16 protein-coding genes are annotated in these 18,181 nt (G+C 50.2%); 3 read left to right on the top strand and 13 right to left on the bottom strand.

The window, feature by feature from the left end; genetic code table 11:
• Positions 1–40 precede the first annotated feature (40 nt).
• Complete coding sequence (locus tag BQ5453_RS13480; protein ID WP_074027632.1) at positions 41–1,084, bottom strand: transposase; 1,044 nt, start codon at positions 1,082–1,084, stop codon at positions 41–43.
• Between the two features lie 34 nt (positions 1,085–1,118).
• Positions 1,119–1,496 (bottom strand): ISAon1 family transposase N-terminal region protein, encoded by a 378-nt coding sequence (locus BQ5453_RS13475; RefSeq protein WP_143033257.1) that lies wholly within the window; start codon positions 1,494–1,496, stop codon positions 1,119–1,121.
• Positions 1,497–1,652: 156 nt separating this feature from the next.
• Between BQ5453_RS13475 and BQ5453_RS14690 the strand changes: the two genes are divergently transcribed.
• Positions 1,653–1,781 carry a hypothetical protein gene (locus tag BQ5453_RS14690; RefSeq protein ID WP_262503142.1) on the top strand — a complete coding sequence of 43 codons (129 nt, stop codon included), beginning with the start codon at positions 1,653–1,655 and terminating at the stop codon, positions 1,779–1,781.
• A 110-nt stretch (positions 1,782–1,891) separates the two neighbouring features.
• On the opposite strand, the gene BQ5453_RS13470 is transcribed toward BQ5453_RS14690, so the two are convergent.
• Positions 1,892–2,353: a hypothetical protein gene (locus BQ5453_RS13470; protein WP_143033419.1), complete on the bottom strand. Its 462-nt coding sequence runs from the start codon at positions 2,351–2,353 to the stop codon at positions 1,892–1,894.
• Positions 2,354–3,907: 1,554 nt separating this feature from the next.
• On the opposite strand from BQ5453_RS13470, the gene BQ5453_RS13465 reads away from it, so the two are divergent.
• Both BQ5453_RS13465 and BQ5453_RS13460 read left to right on the top strand, forming a co-directional pair.
• The gene (locus tag BQ5453_RS13465) at positions 3,908–5,425 is read left to right on the top strand and encodes a Y-family DNA polymerase (protein ID WP_071123572.1); all 1,518 of its coding nucleotides are present in this window, start codon (positions 3,908–3,910) and stop codon (positions 5,423–5,425) included.
• A 23-nt stretch (positions 5,426–5,448) separates the two neighbouring features.
• On the top strand, positions 5,449–5,682 hold the full coding sequence (locus BQ5453_RS13460; RefSeq protein ID WP_083361247.1) for a hypothetical protein: 234 nt from the start codon (positions 5,449–5,451) through the stop codon (positions 5,680–5,682).
• Between the two features lie 429 nt (positions 5,683–6,111).
• On the opposite strand, the gene BQ5453_RS13455 is transcribed toward BQ5453_RS13460, so the two are convergent.
• The 10 genes from BQ5453_RS13455 to BQ5453_RS13410 form a co-directional block, all read right to left on the bottom strand.
• A complete protein-coding gene (locus tag BQ5453_RS13455; protein ID WP_071123571.1) occupies positions 6,112–6,843 on the bottom strand; it encodes a DUF5020 family protein in 732 nt (243 codons plus the stop codon).
• Between the two features lie 48 nt (positions 6,844–6,891).
• The gene (locus BQ5453_RS13450) at positions 6,892–8,187 is read right to left on the bottom strand and encodes an NCS2 family permease (RefSeq protein ID WP_071123570.1); all 1,296 of its coding nucleotides are present in this window, start codon (positions 8,185–8,187) and stop codon (positions 6,892–6,894) included.
• Positions 8,188–8,409: 222 nt separating this feature from the next.
• Positions 8,410–9,813 (bottom strand): acyltransferase family protein, encoded by a 1,404-nt coding sequence (locus tag BQ5453_RS13445; RefSeq protein WP_071123569.1) that lies wholly within the window; start codon positions 9,811–9,813, stop codon positions 8,410–8,412.
• 191 nt (positions 9,814–10,004) lie between these two features.
• Positions 10,005–11,345, bottom strand: coding sequence for a phospholipase D-like domain-containing protein (locus BQ5453_RS13440; RefSeq protein WP_235860101.1), 1,341 nt, complete (start codon positions 11,343–11,345; stop codon positions 10,005–10,007).
• A 169-nt stretch (positions 11,346–11,514) separates the two neighbouring features.
• On the bottom strand, positions 11,515–12,465 hold the full coding sequence (locus BQ5453_RS13435) for a KpsF/GutQ family sugar-phosphate isomerase (protein WP_022103154.1): 951 nt from the start codon (positions 12,463–12,465) through the stop codon (positions 11,515–11,517).
• 149 nt (positions 12,466–12,614) lie between these two features.
• A complete protein-coding gene (kdsA, locus tag BQ5453_RS13430; protein ID WP_262503141.1) occupies positions 12,615–13,406 on the bottom strand; it encodes a 3-deoxy-8-phosphooctulonate synthase in 792 nt (263 codons plus the stop codon).
• Between the two features lie 118 nt (positions 13,407–13,524).
• Positions 13,525–13,824, bottom strand: a complete 300-nt coding sequence (locus BQ5453_RS13425) for a Dabb family protein (RefSeq protein WP_071123566.1) — start codon at positions 13,822–13,824, stop codon at positions 13,525–13,527.
• A gap of 137 nt (positions 13,825–13,961) precedes the next feature.
• Positions 13,962–14,903: an alpha/beta hydrolase family protein gene (locus BQ5453_RS13420; protein ID WP_071123565.1), complete on the bottom strand. Its 942-nt coding sequence runs from the start codon at positions 14,901–14,903 to the stop codon at positions 13,962–13,964.
• A gap of 77 nt (positions 14,904–14,980) precedes the next feature.
• Positions 14,981–15,985 (bottom strand): hypothetical protein, encoded by a 1,005-nt coding sequence (locus tag BQ5453_RS13415; protein ID WP_071123683.1) that lies wholly within the window; start codon positions 15,983–15,985, stop codon positions 14,981–14,983.
• Positions 15,986–16,043: 58 nt separating this feature from the next.
• Positions 16,044–17,906 (bottom strand): peptidase U32 family protein, encoded by a 1,863-nt coding sequence (locus BQ5453_RS13410; protein WP_071123564.1) that lies wholly within the window; start codon positions 17,904–17,906, stop codon positions 16,044–16,046.
• Positions 17,907–18,181 lie beyond the last annotated feature (275 nt).

The raw sequence follows: 18,181 nt of genomic DNA, 5'->3' as shown, positions 1-18,181 counted from the left end.
GGCGCACCCGACAAACCCTGTGGAGTAGGCCGTGCAGATGCTAACCCAAAACTGTTGCTAAACGATACATGAAGAATGGTATGTCTATGACTCCTTTTACTTGTGCACGAAAGCATTTGATCTTTGAGTTCAACGATTCAGCTGAAGCGTTAGTCTTACGTCCGTCAAAGTAGTTCAGGATTTCATCCTCATAGAATCTGATGGTATCGCGTACGGACTTGATTTCACGCAGAGTGCAGGAAGCCACTTTCTCATACCACCCCTTGAAATTCTGTTTGGCAGTCTCCTTTGTGAGTTTCTTGTTTCTGAATATGGCTCTAAGGGAGTTGATCAGATTGTATGCTTCTTCAAGTTTTGGGTAGAGTGCGAAAAGTATCTTCGCACGCTTTTTCTGCGTTGCGCTCCACTTCTCTCGGCTCATGGACAATTGCTTGCGACATCGTGTCTGTGCCTCTACAAGAGTCTCGCCATTTTCAAGCCTTTTGGGTTCAAAGCGAGTGTTCAGCCTCATAGGCTTTCTTCCGCGCTTGCTCTTCTTCCAGTTCTTCCCATGCCTTTTCCTCATTCGCTCGCGGTAAGCCTTTCTCTGCGCTGCCAGATTTTCGAGGTATTTGCGAAACTCTGCCTTCTGTCTGTTCGCCTCCTTTACGGCTTTTCGTTTCAGGCGCAGGCGTATCTCTTCGCAGCCCTCTCCACCGCGTTTTACGACATGGAAGCAGTCACGTATGACTGTGGCTTTAGGGAATGCCTCTCGGGCTATGACACGCATGCAATCTGAGAGATCCATCGTGATATTCTCAACCATTTCACGCTTATCTGCAGGTAGTTGCATGAGAACCTTCAGTACGTCAGCAGGATTCGTTCCCTTGACTACTGCTATGATTGCACCCTTGCGACCATGGGCATCCTTGTTGTGAACGATAGTGTACAGTTCGCCCTGGAGGGAGGTCTCGTCTATGCCTTGCTCCTTACCTACGTTTTGCGGAATAAGAATCCACTTGGATGCGTGATCCTTCTGCTCCCACGTCTCGAAGTTACTCAGGGCGTCCTTGTATCTTTTGGCAAACGTGGAGCTGTTAATCATGTACGTATAACCAATCTGACGAGCGGTTATCGTCTCAGAGTCCATTCGCCCTCTTTAAAAAAAGCGCGAAGTCCTTCGCGTATCGAGTGCCCTTATGCTTCAGTTCAAACTCCTTGTCAAGGTCAACACTTCTTGTTGTGCCATCCGGCATTGTCCAACGCCTTCTTCGTATGTGAAGTACCGCCTTCTTGTCTCGGGCTGGATAGTCAAGTAAACATGATTCTTCCCCAAAACCATTGCTCACGGAATCCTTCATGTCTGGTGTGCGATTGTCGCGCTCATCCAGATAGATGTGAAGCTCTGTTGTGTAAAGAACATCCTTGTCCAGAGTACGCTGTGTTGCAAAGTCTGTCACCTCGAAATATTTAAGAACTCCTTCGGGGAGGAAATATGAGGCGAGGCCCTCATACATATTTTTATTGCCATTCTGATTCATAGTGCAAAGGTACTACTTTTGGGCAATCATGTATCGTTTGGCAACTCAGTTTTTGGGTTAGCATCTGCACAGCCCTCCACAGGGTTTGTCGGGTGCGCCGTGATAACCAATTTCGAAATGTATTCCGTGTTTATGAGCTATGGCCCAGGCATTCGCATACTCTCGCCTCGTTCTGTCGTGGCTTTTATGCGTGACAAGATGTGCGAAGCTGCCGATATGTACGATCAAGAGACAAATGATTTTTTGCAAGGCCAGAAGTGATACCCGCATGCTGCTATCAGCTGCAAAATAGTGCTTTCCTGGCTTCATCACTTTCCCGCGCCATCACATAGCGCGTATTGAAAATCAGCACCCCTCGTCATGTTTGCGCCTCACGCCCCAGAGCCACGGCAGTGAACTTCTGTCCCATACCGCGCACGGCACGCTTTATTTGACTCCACAATGCGGTCTGTGTCGTTGTTCCACACCATGCAGCCCCGTTTGTGCAGGTCAATCACCATCGTGTTGCGCACCGGTTTGCTCACGGGCACAACCCCCTTGTCCACCTGGTTGCGCCGTTGCACTTCGGGCGTGCGGTCAGGCACATTATAGCGTATGTCGCACAGTTCGTCCATAGGGGTAATAGTCTGTTCTGTCAGACCGCAGTTCGTGGTGTGGCCAGTTGTTTGCGGTGCGCAGTCAGTGTCGTGGCTCATGCGTTTTTGCGGCTGGGGTGTTTCAGCGTTTTCAGTTTGTGGTTCCGGGCTATGCGCGATAGCGTCTATCAGTTTGTCAACGCCACGTTTCACAATGGCATCGGCATAGCGTAGTATTCTGTTAAGCATTCGTTTCATGGTAGTTACTACAATTTGGTTTGATATAAAAGTGCTCAAGTTCCGGATTTAGCAAGCGCGGGCTGAAAGCCCAATGTAGTACCCAGCCCAGGGCAAGCGAAGCGACACCCTGGGGCTTCCGCATAGTAGAGTCTCCGCGCCCTATAAGGGCAAAAGCTTTAACCCTTTATGTTATTATTCTTACTTGATAGCTGATTTAGCGGTCTTAAAGTGGAACATCGTATGTATATTTTGTTCAATACCTGCGCCATGTCTTAAAGCTTTTGCCCTTTCAGGGCGCGACTGCTCCAACACGCGATACCCAGGGTGTCGCTTCGCTTGCCCTGGGCTATGGGCTACATTGGGCTTTCAGCCCGCACTTGCTAAATCCGAAACTTGAGTAAAAGTAAAGTGCTGCAAAGGTAACACCAAGGCATTGCACCCAACAAAAAAAGTGTACAATTTGTACACAAATATTTGCCCCATCGCCGTCATCCCTCATGTAAAAGAGAGTGTGTGCTTTTACTGCCATCTTACACTTTTTGTGCGTAACAAGTTGATATACAGATGTTTCAAGAGTGTAAGATAAGTTCAAAGCATCTTACACTCCCTTGCATACATCTTACACATCGCACCTCGCTGCCTCGCAGTCGGTTTTGTCGTATGCGGTGGGTCATACGCCAAAGGGACGTAGAGAAATCTGTCGGAGTAACAGACTTTTCTGTTCCCCTATGCTGTGATATCGCCCTCCTGTGCTTGTACCGTGTGGCAGCATGTGGGGTGTGTAGGTTGTGTGTAGGTGGAATTTGCAGTATCTTACACTGATTAAAGTATTGATAACCAATGAGTTGTAACGTGTTGGTGTAAGATGTAAGATACTCGGCAAGTAAAGTTTTTGTAGTATGGTAAAAGCCTCATTACTACTAAACGCAAGCACTAAACGCAAGCACCAAACGCTACCACCAAACGCAAGCACTAATGGGGGCGACGCGTCCCGCGTCGGGCATTAAGGCAAAGGCTCATACACCAAATAAAAGCTCACAGACAGCGCTAATTACACGCTTGTTAGTGAGCCTTTGCCTTAAAAATCCCGACGCGGGACGCGTCGCCCCCATTAGAGGTCGCGTTTAGAGCTTGCGTTTAGAGGTAGCATTTAGAGCTTGCTCTTCTAATAAGATAGGCTGCACCTTGGCATAAAGTTCAAGCAAGCTTGACTTTATGCGCTCGGTTTGCACTATCTTTGCATAAGAAGCTCAACTTCTCAAGTTTCGGATTTAGACGGGTACGGTTTGAATCACCGTGCAAGGCGAATGCAATCAAGCTTGCTTGAATTGCTGAGTCGCAGCCGATGATATCAATAAAAGGCCAAAAGCACCGAACGCTACCTCTAATGGGGGCGACGCGTCTCGCGTCGGGAAAATATGCAGCTATTATTAGCAGTAGTAGCGTTCGTATTTAACTCCTATCTCTATCCCGACGCGGGACGCGTCGCCCCCATTAGTGCTTGCGTTTTTTCATAGCGCCTTTCAGTCCGCACTTGCTAAATCCGAAACTTTAGAAAGGAAAACAACAGCAATGCCAGATGCGCAACACATATACTTGGCTATCGATTTGAAATCTTTTTTCGCTTCGGTAGAGTGTGTGGAGCGGGGGCTTGACCCCCTCTCTGCCAATTTGGTGGTGGCTGATGCCAGTCGTACCGAAAAGACTATCTGCCTGGCTGTTTCGCCCTCGCTCAAGGCGTATGGCATAGCAGGGCGCGCCAGATTGTTTGAAGTGGTGCAGCGTGTGCGAGATATTAACCGTGAACGGGCGCGGCACGCACTCGGCGGACGGTTGGTTGGCAAATCGCATTTTGATGCAGAGCTGAAGGCACGGCCCGAGTTGGCGGTTGACTACGTAGTGGCGCCGCCACACATGTCGCGCTATGTGTCGTATAGCGCACGCATCTATGGCGTGTATTTGCGTTATATTGCGCCCGAAGATATTTATGCTTACTCCATCGACGAGGTGTTTATTGACGCCACGCCATATCTTGACACCTATAAACTCACACCGCACCAATTGGCGGTAAAGTTAATACGCGAGGTGCTGGCCGAAACTGGCATAACGGCCACCGCAGGCATAGGCACTAATCTGTATTTGGCCAAGGTGGCTATGGACGTGGTGGCTAAACACGTTGAGGCTGATGCTGACGGTGTGCGAATAGCCGAATTAGATGAGATGAGCTATCGCCGCCAATTGTGGAACTACCAGCCGATAACCAAATTCTGGAGGATAGGCAAAGGCATAGCGCGCAAACTTGCAACTCATGGCATGTATACGATGGGCGATGTGGCGCGGCAGTCGCTGCGCAATGACGAGCTGTTGTACAAATTGTTTGGCGTTAATGCCGAGTTGTTGATAGACCATGCCTGGGGGTGGGAACCCTGCACAATGGCACACATTAAAGCTTACAGACCAACGTCAAAAAGTCTCAGTCGTGGACAGGTGTTGCACCAGGCCTATAATGTGACACAGGCCCGTGTCGTGATGCGTGAGATGGTTGACGAAATGGCTCTGACGCTGCTCGACAAGCAACTGCTCACCAATCAGCTTGTAATAGATGTAGGCTATGACCGCGAGAGCATCAATTTGCCGGACTTTTGGCAGGTGTACCATGGCGAAATCGTGGCCGACCATTATGGCCGCAGTGTGCCAAGACCTGCTCGTGCCACCGCCAATTTGGCAGACAACACCTCGTCTGCCCATTTGATGGCTGAAGCTGTAATGCGGGCTTTTGACGAGGTGGTCAATCCGCATTTGCTTGTAAGGCGCATGAATTTGACTGCCAATCATGTTGTGACTGAGCAATATGCCAGCAGCAAGGCTCGGAGTAGGGTAGTGCAGCTCGACTTGTTTACCGATTATGAGCAGTTGGAGCGTGAGCGTGCTGCAGAGCGTGAACGCCTTGAACGTGAAAGGCGTGTGCAGCAAACCATGTTGAACATTAAAAAGACATTTGGCAAGAATGCCATACTCAAGGGGTTGAACTTTGCCGATGGTGCCACTACGATAGAGCGTAATTCGCAAATAGGTGGCCACAAAGCTTGACGCATACAAATTAAATAAAGGGCATGATGTACGACGATATATTTTACACCGAGGAGATAATAGTAAAGGGCAAGTATGGCGATATGCTCAATATGCCCCATCATCAGTCAGCCCGCCACCGCCCGATGCCGTTGGCTGACCGTGCCATGCAGTTTGGCGCTTTTGCGGCGGTGGCTGGTCATGACGATGCTGTGAAGCAGAGCGAGCTACAGGCTGAACTGAATGCCGAAACCGTATATGATGATGAATGGGATTGACGGGTATACGGAGAGATAGGTTGACGGGGAGAAAACAGAATATTGCTGTCCGGCAAGACGTAAACATGCGAACGGACTCAAGCGCCAAACGTAGCCTCTAAACGCGAGCACTAAACTCTGCCATTAAACGCTTCCACTAAACGCTACCTCTAAACGCTACCTCTAATGGGGGCGACGCGTCCCGCGTCGGTATTTATAAGGCAAAGGCTCACAGACAAGCGTGTAATTAGTGCTGTCTGAGAGCCTTTGTTTATTGTATGAGCCTTTGCCTAAATGCCCGACGCGGGACGCGTCGCCCCCATTAGAGGTAGCGTTTAGTGATAGCGTTTAGTGATAGTGCTTAGAGGTGGCGTTTAGAGGTGGCTTTTAGTGATAGCGTTTGGCGCTTGAGTCCGTTCGCATGTTTACGTCTTGCCGGACCAGCAATATTTAGAACACCCATTTCACGCCCAAGCAGGGGCGGCACTTAAAGCCAAGTTTTGAGCCGAAGTTGTTGCTCAATTCAATCTCTGTGCCCACGTTAAGGTTTTCGCAGCCAAACAAGTCGCCCACGTTGTACCAAAGTTGGGGCTCTGAAATGAATATAGTGTGCTTCTCTTTGTCGTCAATAGTTTTGTCTTCCCACCAAAAGTCGGCAAAACCGTCAAAGGTGAGACGCTTCAATCCGAGAAAGTCTTTGCAGGTCCATACTGCAGTAAACTGCATGGGCACTTTGCTGTCCGTCTTGCGTATGTGTTTGTAGAGCGCTTTCAGGTTAAGCGTGTTGCGATATGTTTGGTCGTGCACAAAATAGTCTACACCAGCCAGCCATGCCGTGTTGATGGGGTAGCTGCGGGTGATACCACCGTCGTATTCCACCTGAAGACTCAGTGGGGCCAGTTTGGTGTTTTGCCAAAAGTTCAGGCAACGCGATATTTCGAGATAGGTGCCGCCGGGGGCCACACCATTGTCGGCATTGCTTTCGTGCTGCTTGTAGTTAAAGTCGTGGTCGATGAAGAAATAGGTGTTACCCCATTTGTCCGCCTTGAACATTTCAAGCGTCATGGTTACATATTTGCGGTCAGAACCAAAGTCGTAGAACACTTGCATGTTAACTTGTGCCAAGACTGTCCGAACGGAGAGCAGGCACAAAAGTACCAAAAGAATTGATTTACGTTTCATGTGATAGAGTGAGATGTGAGATGTAAGAGAGTGAAGTATAATATAGCCCTATCCACAGGCATAGTTGAGTATAAAGAGCAGGGCGAGTATGATAAGTGTTACATTAAGGTCACGCCACTTGCCAGCACACAGTTTGATTATAACATAGCTCAGTATGCCCAAGCAGATGCCGTCGGCAATAGAGTAGCATAATACCATAGTAATCATGGTAATAAAGGCAGGGAAAGCTTCGGATATATCCTCAAGGTTGATGCGCTTGACCGTGTCAACCATCAGCACGCCCACCATGACCAATGCGCCACTTGTGGCAGCAGCGGGAATAAGCAGGAATATGGGTGAGAAGAAGATGGATATGATAAATAGCATTCCCACACAGAATGAGGTGAGACCTGAGCGGCCACCCTCGGCAATGCCCGAAGCACTTTCGACGTAAGTAGTGATTGTACTGCTACCCAAAAAAGCACTGGCTGTGGTGCCGACAGCATCGCTTAACATGGCATTCTTGATATTTGTCATGTCGCCGTTGATAGAGCTTCCAGCCTTTTGCGCCAATCCTATCAGCGTACCGAGCGTGTCAAAGATGTTGATCAACAGCAATGAGAATATCACCATAAACATCTTCAGCGAAAATATTTGGCTGAAGTCAAACTTGCAGAATACTGGTGCTATGCTATGCGGTGTGGCAACGGGCAGCCAACCTTCGGGAATTTGTGTTACATGTAACGGAATGCCAACCAACGTGGTAAGTATGATGCCATAGAACAAGGCTCCCTTCACACCGCGCACCATCAGCATGCCACTAATCAGTATGGAGAATATGCCCAACAAACATTCGGGGGTGAAATTGCCGAGCTTTACAAACGTGTCGGGGTTTGCTACAATGATGTGTGCATTCTTTAGTCCGATAAATGCAATAAACATACCTATGCCGGCCGATATGGCAAAGCGCAAATTGACAGGAATGCACTTCAGTATCATGTCGCGAATGTTGAGAAAGGTTATCACTATAAAGATGACACCTTCGATCAGCATCACGGCCAATGCTTGTTGCCATGTAAGGCCCATAGCCTGGCATAGTGTGAAAGCAAAAAACGCATTAAGCCCCATGCTTGGCGCTTGGGCAAAAGGCAGTTTGGCCATAAAGGCTAACAACAGGGTGGCAATGGCCGAAGCTAAGGCCGTGCTTGTAAAGAGTGCTCCTTTGTCCATACCCGTGGTGGCGAGCAGGGGAGGGTTGACAGCCAAAATATAACACATGGTGAGGAATGTGGTCACGCCTGCCACAATCTCGGTTTTTACTTTCATGCTTGACGCATCAAAGCCTAAGAGTTTTTTGAGTAACATTAAAAGGTATTGATATTTGTGCGTTGGCGGAATTGGTTAACGGGTTGACAGGTTAACGGGTTAACAGGTAAGTTTGCCAGGTTCCTTAGTTTCTTCGCATTCTGACATTAGTAGTGTCTCGCAAACTTACTTGTTAACCTGTCAACTTGTTAACCTGTCAACCAAGCATTCCGCCAACTGGTTGATATTTATTCGATATAGTGTTAAGACGGTTGTGTCAGCTTATTCATCTTTTGTGCTTGATGCGTCAATAACATCCTTTACGCCTTGTGCGATGTTGCGACACGAGTTCAGCACAATCAAGTAAAGCCCTTTGCCTATCAGCGTCAATATCTTAAACAACTTCTGACCGGCAGTGATAGCCAATCCAACTGCTTGCTTTTCCGTAATGCTAACCCTCGATGCAATGTGTTGGTAGCCATACAGCCACAACAGCGGCAGTCCTACACCAGCTATGAGATAGAGCAATATCCACAGCACATTACTTTCGGGTTGCAGCACAGTGGGGTGTCCGCCCACAGCTTGCCATGGCAAGCCGTAGAAAGCAACCTTTAATGCGCTCACCAGTTTGAATGCAACCAGATGAAAGGCAAATATATAAAGCGTGCGGTCGCCAATATACACCAAAGAGCGTTTGGCCACATTGTCGTGGCGGTCAATAAATCCACAGGCATAAACAAGAGCAATAAAAGCTGCCGTGGCTGGCACGGGGAGTGACAAAAACTCAGTCAACGACGGGGCAAAAGTCATACTCGATGGAAACAGGAAAGAGGCCAATATCAACAAGCCGAAGCAAGGTAAGGCCGTTTTCCATGTAACCAGCTCCGTCAGTTTGTACTGTCGTATCAGGAAACCGGCAGCCATGAACGAAAGGCCCATCAGTTCGCGATAGCCACCTTGTGCCACGCCACTCACATTGATGCCTTCAGCCACCTTCCAAAAGGTGAGTGCCAGACCGATGATAAGCATACCCCAACCAATTTGGACGTAATTCTTGAAGTGCTCACTGCGTCGCAGCAGTTTGAACAATATCAAGAACGCGATGCTTGATAGCAGCAGGGCGCGGAAAAACCAGAACGTGCCACACAAAAAGTCGTTGTAACCCGACATGTTGAACACGATGCTCCACAAATGCTGGCACCACTGATGCCAGTTGTAAGGGTGGAGCACACCACCGCTGATGTTGCCATACTGCTCGCTGAGTATGCCGCAAGTGAACAGCAGGTTGTGAATGATCAAGAAAAACACGCTCCACCGCAGGAATGGCCAATACAAGCCCTTGATGCGGTGAACTATAAAGGTGCGGTCGTCGTCAAGATATTTTGTGTGGAAAAAGTAGCCGGCGCACAAAAAGAATATGGGCACATGAAATATGTAAACAAAGTGCGACAGCCAACCACTGATGCCAGCATGCGACAGCACCACACATATAATGGCTATGGCCTTGACTATGGTAAATTGGGTTGACCTGCCTGCAGTTTGTGCGTCTGCTGTCAGGGGGCGTGGTGTACTTGCAGCGTCACCCTCGGTAGTATCTGATGTGTTGGGGCTCACAGCCGTTTCAATCTCCTCCGGCTCTTGTTGTGCCCCGGTATTTACGTCGTTGTTAGTTAAGTCGTTATTCATGACTTTATATTTAAGCAGGTGTTCAAAATTATTTTATACAATCAGTAGGTGCCATTTTCACATTGAAAGCACATTCTCGAGACGCATCTGTCCCCTTCGGCCTCGGTCACATAGCCCGCTATGCTCCCTCACCCGAAGGGAACATCTGCACCCCGATAATGCACTTTCAATGTAAAAATAATTTTGAACACCTACTTAGAGTTCTCGTTTTGCATCTCGTTCATCACATAGTCTCCTAATCCGCTGTTGTCGCCCTCTTTCTTGTCACATTTTACGAAGGGAGTCAGGAAGTGAAAAATCCAGCATTTGGTCTTCTTCCATCTACCCCAGTGCTTCCACACCTCGGGGGTCAACTTAAAGCAGCGCGTGTCGCGGTCGTGTACAAATATCTCTTGCAGTTGTTGCGTTGTGTAGCGATCGGCCACGAGCAAATTACATTCGTAGTCAAATGACAGACTCCGGCTGTTAAGGTTGGCAGAGCCTACAAACGTGTAAAGGCTGTCAACCATCATTATTTTGCTGTGATGAAAACCGCCTGTAAAGAAATATATATTCGCCCCAGCCTTCATCAGCCGATGCGCGTTATATTCAACCACACGCGGCGTAATGGGAATGTCGCTCTTTTGCGACACCATCACCTGCACGTCCACCCCCCGTTTGACTGCTTTTTTCAGTGCACGCTTGATGTGCCGGCACAGAGTGAAGTAGGGGTTGATAATGAGTATCTGCTTTTGCGCATGGCTAATGGCATGTACAAAAGTGTCGTGAATGATGCGCGGTGTGGCATAAGGGTCGCGGTTCACCACGCCCACAATCTTGCTGCCGGCAGTAGGCGTGTCGTCTTGTTTGAGCATGCCAAAGGTGTCGCGTGCATCACGTTCACCTGGATAGTACTCGGCGCCATGTATGTTTTGGTGCGTCACCTTGTTCCAAAAGTCGAGAAACACCTTTTGCAACTGTCCCACGGCATCTCCTTCGACGCGTGTGTGAATGTCGCGCCACTCGCCAAATTCGGGTTTGCCCGTTATATAGTAGTCGGCCACATTCATGCCGCCAGTATAGGCCACCACACCATCAATCACCACTATCTTGCGGTGGTCGCGGTGCAGCACGTGGTTAACCCACGGAAAACGCAGTGGGTCGAACTCATAAATTTCAACACCACGTGCCCGCAAACTGTCAAGGTGGCGGGCACGCAGTGGCCTGTTGTTTGAGCTGTTGCCAAAGCCATCAAACAACGCACGCACCTTGACGCCCTCTGCCGCTTTCTTTACTAAGATGGCAAATAGCTCCTTCGATATGGAATCGTTTCTGAAGTTGAAATATTCAAGGTGTATGCTATGTTTGGCCGCACGCAAGGCCGGGAGAAGGTCTGCGAACTTCTCCTTTCCGGTTTTGAACACCACAAGACGGTTATTGTCGGTAAACTTCACTCCGAAGTCGGATTGCAAATAGTTTACAATGTCAAGGTCGCTATGTCGTGTAGGCCGGCAGCGTTGGGCCAGTGCTGGCAAGTAAATTAAATGGCTCAATAGGCAGGTAATTATGATAATGCAAAAGTGCGTGTTGGCAAATGCGTGTTTGTTTGTAAAGTTAGCGTACATTGTTCGTACTAAATGGCTGGAGCACATTGTCGTAGAGAGCGTGCAAATCACATTTCAGAATAGCAGAACTCTAAAAACAGAATTTTTAGAACCACCATTAAATCATTGTGCTGAACGAATCAACCACTCCAAGCAAATGCTTTTCTTTGTCAACGACCAACACCGAGTGTATTTTGTGCTGGTGCAGTATCTTTTCAATTTGTGTGATTTTGGTGTCGGGGCTAACCTCTTTGGGCGTACGTGTCATGATGTCGGCCACGGTGAGTTTGAAAAAGCTGTCTTGCGAGTTTTCCATAGCTCGGCGTATGTCGCCATCGGTTATGATGCCCACCACCTTGTTGTCCTCGGTGGCGACACAAAGTCCCAATCTGCCGTTACTCATGTGAATAACAGCTTCACCAAGTTTCATTGTTGGCGGTATGACGGGCAAGTCGTCGGTGTGCATTACATCATGCGCTTTGGTTAGCAAGCGTTTGCCCAATGTGCCACCCGGGTGATACTGTGCAAAGTCTGAAGCCTTGAAGTGGCGTGCCTCCATCAAGGCGCAAGCCAGGGCATCGCCCAAAGCCAGTGCGGCCGTGGTAGACGATGTAGGAGCCAATCCTAATGGACAGGCTTCGTGGCTGACAGCGGCATTGAGGTGCGCTGTGGCATACTGTGCAAGCAGCGATTTGGGGTTACCGCTCATGCCAATTACGGGAATGTGGTTCTCAAGCAGATAGGGCAGGAAACGTAACAGTTCATCAGTCTGTCCTGAGTTGGAGATGGCAAGCACCACATCGTCATGCTGAATAACACCTAAGTCGCCGTGGAACACGTCCAACGGATTGATAAAGAAACTCGGTGTGCCGGTCGATGACAGTGTGGCGGCAATCTTGGCACCAATGTGGCCGCTCTTGCCCACACCGGTAACAATCAGTTTGCCCTTGCAGTTCAGTATAATTTCTACAGTTTTATCAAAATCGCCATCAATCAGTGGTATGAGGTCGAGCAGAGCTTTGGCCTCGTCTTCTATACACTTAATGGCAGTATCAGTCCATTTGCTCATGATATGGTTTTAGAATTTGGCAGAGAGAGGGGACTCCCCTTTCTCTTCAGCCATTATATTGTTCAGTAAACTTTAGGTAACGCGTTGGCGGAATTAGTAAACAAGTTGACCAGTTAACGGGTTGACTGAAATATGATTAGAACCGCTCCTTAGTCGGTCACCAGTTTGTCAACAAGTCCTTCAAGTTGGTCAAGGTACAACATGTTGGGTCCATCGCTCGGAGCCTTGTCGGGGTCAGGGTGCGTTTCAAAAAAATACCCTTGCGCGCCGAAAGCCTTTGCTGCCATAGCCATTTGAGGCACAAACTCGCGGTCGCCGCCAGTTTTGCCACCAGCACCGCCCGGTCGTTGCACCGAGTGTGTGCAATCCATAATCACGCGGTCGGCATATTGTGCCATGATGGGCAGATTTCTGAAGTCTACAATCAGGTTGTTATAGCCAAACATGTTGCCGCGTTCGGTCAGCCACACCTCTTGTGCGCCAGCCTCACGGCATTTTTCTACCGGAAAGCGCATGTCTTCGCCCGAAAGGAACTGCGCCTTCTTGATGTTGACAATACACCCCGTGTGTGCGGCCTCAACCAACAAGTCGGTTTGGCGACACAAAAAAGCTGGAATTTGCAGTACATCAACCACCTCGCCGGCGGCCTTTGCCTGGTAACTCTCGTGTATGTCGGTGAGCAAGGGCAGTGCATATTTGCTCTTCACATCGGCAAGCATTTGCAGTCCCTTTTCAAGTCCTGGACCACGATAGGAGTGTATGGAGGTGCGGTTCGCCTTGTCAAACGAAGCCTTGAAGTAAAATGTCAGTCCCGTCTTCTTTTGCAGTCTGGCCACTTCAGCTGCCACGCAGTCGAGCAACTCGGCCGACTCTATCACACAAGGACCCGCTATGAATATAGGTTTCATGTATTGTTTCGTGTTAAAATGAGCCGTATACAAAGGTAATGCAAAGCATTTATAACACAAAGTGTATGCCGCATAAACTTATAAGGGAGTGCCAAAAAACAGTCAAAAACTACCTGGCACCCCCGTTAATCTGTTAAATTACCCGTCAGCGTTACAGTTCAAAGTCCACGCAGGCGCGCTCACCGATGTGTTTCATCAGTTCGCCCGCCACAGCCTTGTGGGCAGGGTGTACGCTGTAAGCCTTTACGTCGTCAAGGTTGTCGAAAGTAGAGTCGAGGCAGATATCCCACTTCTCGGCCGGATTGATGTTGAAACCTACATGCACGCTGCGTATGAAACTGATGGTTGAAGGCAATGCTTCGATGCCCGTTTTGAAAGCCTCGCGTGCGGCGGAACGTACATCGGCTGTCACGTCGTCGCGAAATTTGAACATTACAATATGCTTGGTCATGATCTTGTTGTGATATTATGGTTCGTTATATAATGCGTTGGGGAACTTGGTTGACAGGGCAACAGATTGATAGATAAGTCAGCCATATTCTCAGGCTCCTTACCCGTTAACCCGTTAACCGGTCACCCCGTACCCCCTTAGTTCTTAACAAAGTTGCCAATCAGTGTCGTTACGTCATGGCTCATAATTCCCGGTTCGTAATAGTTGGCCGGCACCGCCATGCGTGGCAAAGGACGCATCAGGTGGTCGAGTGTGTCAAAGTAGTGAAACTCAGCCTTTTGGTGCGATTGTTCTAAAGCCGTCCTCCACAGGTCAAAGTCTTCTTTGGTCACTTGGTAGTCGTGTCCGCCTTGCACAAACAGCATGCGCAACTGCTTGCTCGCTTGGCGGGCAGTGGCAAGTGCGTCATACTCGTCCTGCATTTTCAGATATTCTGCCGGCAGAGTGGCTTTAAGTTGTTGCGCTTGCGCTTCGGCCAACTTCTCGGCCTCGGCGGCAGCCAGTCCTTGTGTGGTGGCAATGTAGCGTATTTGGTCGCGTACGGTGTCCCAAAAGGGGCGTGCAAGGGCAGCCAGGCAGATAATGCCGGCTACTGGCGATTGCGCCTTTGTGGCAATACGTGGCGCCAGTGTGGCACCCAGACTGTGCCCCAACACAAATATGCGTGTGGTGTCGGCCTCGGGCAGTGCGGCAGCCTGTTTGAGTGCTTGCACGGCATCGTCGGTTACCTCGGTGTCATAATCAATGCGCCCCCCGCTCACCTCGGCTGTTCGGGCACCATACACTTTGGTGCGCTTATCGTAGCGAATGGTGGCAATGCCCATGTTGGCAAGCCGCTGAGCCAGCTCGGCAAAGGGCTTGTTCGGCCCTATGGTTTCATTGCGGTCGGCAGGTCCGCTGCCTTGCACCATCACCACTACGGGTACGTGTCCCTCAACGTTGTCGGGCAGAGTGAGCGTGCCAGGCAGCGACACCCCATCGTGATTGATAACGATGTCACGCTCTATGGGGGCAGCCATGCTGCTTATGTAGCAAAACAAGCTGCATAGTAGTGTTGTGATGAATAACTTCTGTGACATTGTATGCGTGTTTTTAATAATGTCTGTAATTAAAGCAATGGTTGAATGTAAAGTGTGTGCAACTCTTGAAAATCAAGTTATTCGTTCATGGCACCGCAGTGCGGACACCGCCCCTTGTGTGGGATAGGCTTGTCGCACACGCCGCATAGCAAGTGCGACGGTTGGTGCTTGATGTACTGCCGGACGGCAAAGGCCCAGTAGACCAACAGCAGGGGGTAGCCAATGTAGATTGGCGTGGTGAGCGTAAAGGTGAGATACAACACTACGCACACACCGCCCAACGAAGCCAGATACGACAGATTGTCGCCAATGTCGGGCTGCCGGCGTATCTCGTCAATCACCGCCACTGCCACAATGAGCATGCACCACACTGAGGCAATGAACAAGGCCATGATGAGTGGTAGCTCGGTGTTGAAGGGGTTGAGCGTGGGCCTGAAGTAAAACTCCACCCAAGTGGCGGGTATGAACCGCTGAATGCTGCCATATAATGCTGCCGAACCGCTGACGCAGATGCACAGCAGTGTGGGGTAGAAACTCGGTATGTCGTTGAAGTGGACAATGCGGAATCGTTTGTGGCGCACGCTTTGTATGAGCCAAAAGAGCACTACCAGCCCGAATACCGACAACACGTAAACAGAGCGGCTGTCGGAGAAGTAATAGATGAATTTCGAAATCGGGTCGTCGGGCACCACGTGTTCAAGCAGTGTGCTTTCGTGTATCCACCCTTGTGTCAGTTGGTCGCGCGCCACCTTTACCCACACCGAGTCGGTGCTGTCGGCCGGCACATACATCACGCGTGCCACCACCAGTTGGTCGTGGCTGTTGATGGCTATGGTGTCGTTCACAATGGCACCATAGTCGGGCAGTCCGGCAAGGGGTGGGGCAGTTTGCAGCGACAGTGTGTCTGTCGATCTGAAATTGTATCCTGTCCAATAGTGGTGGTTGATGTAAAAGTTTACGGAGTCAACAGCGCCCTCGCCGTTTGCCGCCCAATGGTCCATTTTGTTGGGGTGCGAGTAGTAGCAGCCCGAAAGTATCAGGCTGAAACACAGACAAAGCAATATGTAAAGGCGTTTGTGCATGTTGGGCAAACTCTTGTTGATGTTCAAAAAAAACTACTGGCCGACTTGGTGCAAGATGTTATTTTCTGGGGCGCAGCACCTGCATTTCGCAATGTTTACAGTCAAACTTGAGCGGAAAGGTGCGCCCGTCTGGCAGACGCAAGGCCAGCTTGTCGGCTGCATGAGCTGGATTCTTTTTGACACACCACCCCAAGGCGTGGCGTATGCAGTGGCGGCAGGTCATCAAGGGCACCTCGGTGCCTGCCGGTTGTTCCAGTTCAAATGCCGGTTCAATGTTCGACACACCGTGACGCTTGTAAAACGCCTCGGCCAGGTGGTTGGACACATTGGCCGTAAAAGGCAGTTCGTGTGGCAACATCTGTTTCAGGCGCGCCTCGTCGGGGCGTGCTGCACGGTCGCGCTCGTAGCTCGTTTGGTGGTCGGCCAACAACTTGCTGCAGACGGCGCGGCGCCACTCGGTCAGCACCGAGGCCGGTATGAAACGTTCGCCGTTGGTTTGAATGCTGATATGGTGGGCAGTAAAAGGCGTGTCGCCCAATTTTGACAGCTGGCGCACCATGGCGTCGTGCTGTGGCGAGCGTGCCTCGTCGTGAGGGTAGTCAAAACGCAGTGTAACGTGGCAACCGCTCTCGTCGGCCATGTCGATGGCATAGCCGCCTTCAACCTCGCGCAGTGAAATGTCGGCGGCCAGGGTGCGTTTGGCCGTTTCCTTGCTCAGAGCCTTGTCCATGGCAAAGTCGAGGTTGCGGTGCAGGCGGGTGCCACGCTTCAGCGGTGGCATGGTGGCGGGAAATGCCATGTTGCCCTCAACTTTGTTCACGCGGAAGCCTTGCAACTTGCCGTCGGCGTCAACAAAGCACAGCCCATCGCCCGCTGTGAGTGGCGAGGCAAGGTTGGCGTCGGGTTCAAACACAAAACTGCGGCGCTCGATGCGTCCCACTTTGCCCACCACGGGGCCTATGGCCTTGGGAGTGGCAAACGAGTGAATGGGGGCGTCGGTGCGTCCGTACAGAAAATAGTTGGTAAAACCACGGTTGAAGGAGCGCTTGGCATCTGGCTCGAAGGTCAGATGCGAGGTGCCGTATGAGGCGCGCACGTAGGTGTCGGCGCGCTGTGCAAGTATCTTGTCAATTTGTTGGCGATACCATGCCGTCACATTTTTCACATAGTTGGTGTCCTTCAACCGGCCTTCAATTTTGAAAGAGCGCACGCCAGCGTCCATCATGGCTTCGAGGTCGGCGGTACGGTTCATGTCCTTGAGCGACAGCAAATGCTTGTCGTGTACCAGCACATTGCCTCGGTCGTCAACGAGGTCGAAGGCCAAACGGCAAAATTGCGCGCAGCACCCCCTGTTGGCAGACCTGTCAAAACAGTACTGCGAGGCATAGCAACGTCCGCTGTAGCTCACACACAAAGCACCATGCACAAAAGCTTCAAGTGGCACACGCACGGCTTGGGCTATGCGCCGGGTTTGTTCGAGTGATGTTTCGCGAGCCAGCACGATTTGCTTGTAGCCTGCAGCTTCGAGCCATTGTGCCTTTTCGGGCGTACAGTTGTCCATTTGTGTGGAGGCATGCAGGGCTATGGGGGGCAGTTGCATTTGTAGCAATGCCGTGTCCTGCACAATAAGGGCGTCAACTCCCGCATGGTAGAGTTGCCATACCAGTTCCTCGGCGGCTTTGAGTTCGCTGTCCCACAATATGGTGTTCAGCGTTACATAAATGCGGGCGCCATACAGGTGAGCAAAATTGCACAGCCGTGCAATGTCGTCTACCGAATTGCCCGCAGCAGAGCGCGCTCCAAAATTTGGTCCGCCAATATACACCGCGTCAGCGCCGTGTTTGATGGCCTCAATGCCGGTGTCGGCATCGCGGGCAGGTGCGAGTAATTCTATTTTATGCAGTCTGTTGTGGGTGGGCATGGTTTTGTTGTTCTTCGTGGGTGATAAGTTGAACACCTATTTATTTTTGGCGAAGTTACACATTTTCTTTCATAACTCGCGTTTTTATGACGTTGAAAGCAGACTTGTGCATACGCCTTTGCGTTGTGTGCACGTGCCGTTTCCTCGCGCGCACACGCGTCTGCTAATATTTGTGTTTTTGCTTGCATTCTGCACTTTTACTCGTAACGCGTTGATATTCAATGGTAAAAGCAGTGTAGGTATATATGCACTTTGTCTGCACTGTTGTCTGCACT

Origin of the sequence: Prevotellamassilia timonensis, from assembly GCF_900106785.1 — a bacterium.
Lineage (GTDB): Bacteria > Bacteroidota > Bacteroidia > Bacteroidales > Bacteroidaceae > Alloprevotella > Alloprevotella timonensis.
The sequence above is the reverse complement of the archived record's forward strand: the minus strand, read 5'-3'. Positions and strand labels throughout refer to the sequence as shown.

What these genes read in the sequence shown, in the direction of transcription:
- BQ5453_RS13425 (WP_071123566.1), bottom strand. Translation starts at nt 13,824, where the DNA reads ATGACCAAGCATATTGTAATGTTCAAATTTCGCGACGACGTGACAGCC.
- BQ5453_RS13455 (WP_071123571.1), bottom strand. Translation starts at nt 6,843, where the DNA reads ATGAAACGTAAATCAATTCTTTTGGTACTTTTGTGCCTGCTCTCCGTT.
- BQ5453_RS13475 (WP_143033257.1), bottom strand. Translation starts at nt 1,496, where the DNA reads ATGTATGAGGGCCTCGCCTCATATTTCCTCCCCGAAGGAGTTCTTAAA.
- BQ5453_RS14690 (WP_262503142.1), top strand. Translation starts at nt 1,653, where the DNA reads ATGAGCTATGGCCCAGGCATTCGCATACTCTCGCCTCGTTCTGTCGTG.
- BQ5453_RS13415 (WP_071123683.1), bottom strand. Translation starts at nt 15,985, where the DNA reads ATGCACAAACGCCTTTACATATTGCTTTGTCTGTGTTTCAGCCTGATA.
- BQ5453_RS13480 (WP_074027632.1), bottom strand. Translation starts at nt 1,084, where the DNA reads ATGATTAACAGCTCCACGTTTGCCAAAAGATACAAGGACGCCCTGAGT.
- BQ5453_RS13420 (WP_071123565.1), bottom strand. Translation starts at nt 14,903, where the DNA reads ATGTCACAGAAGTTATTCATCACAACACTACTATGCAGCTTGTTTTGC.
- BQ5453_RS13470 (WP_143033419.1), bottom strand. Translation starts at nt 2,353, where the DNA reads ATGAAACGAATGCTTAACAGAATACTACGCTATGCCGATGCCATTGTG.
- BQ5453_RS13435 (WP_022103154.1), bottom strand. Translation starts at nt 12,465, where the DNA reads ATGAGCAAATGGACTGATACTGCCATTAAGTGTATAGAAGACGAGGCC.
- BQ5453_RS13445 (WP_071123569.1), bottom strand. Translation starts at nt 9,813, where the DNA reads ATGAATAACGACTTAACTAACAACGACGTAAATACCGGGGCACAACAA.
- BQ5453_RS13465 (WP_071123572.1), top strand. Translation starts at nt 3,908, where the DNA reads ATGCCAGATGCGCAACACATATACTTGGCTATCGATTTGAAATCTTTT.
- BQ5453_RS13460 (WP_083361247.1), top strand. Translation starts at nt 5,449, where the DNA reads ATGATGTACGACGATATATTTTACACCGAGGAGATAATAGTAAAGGGC.
- BQ5453_RS13410 (WP_071123564.1), bottom strand. Translation starts at nt 17,906, where the DNA reads ATGCCCACCCACAACAGACTGCATAAAATAGAATTACTCGCACCTGCC.
- BQ5453_RS13450 (WP_071123570.1), bottom strand. Translation starts at nt 8,187, where the DNA reads ATGTTACTCAAAAAACTCTTAGGCTTTGATGCGTCAAGCATGAAAGTA.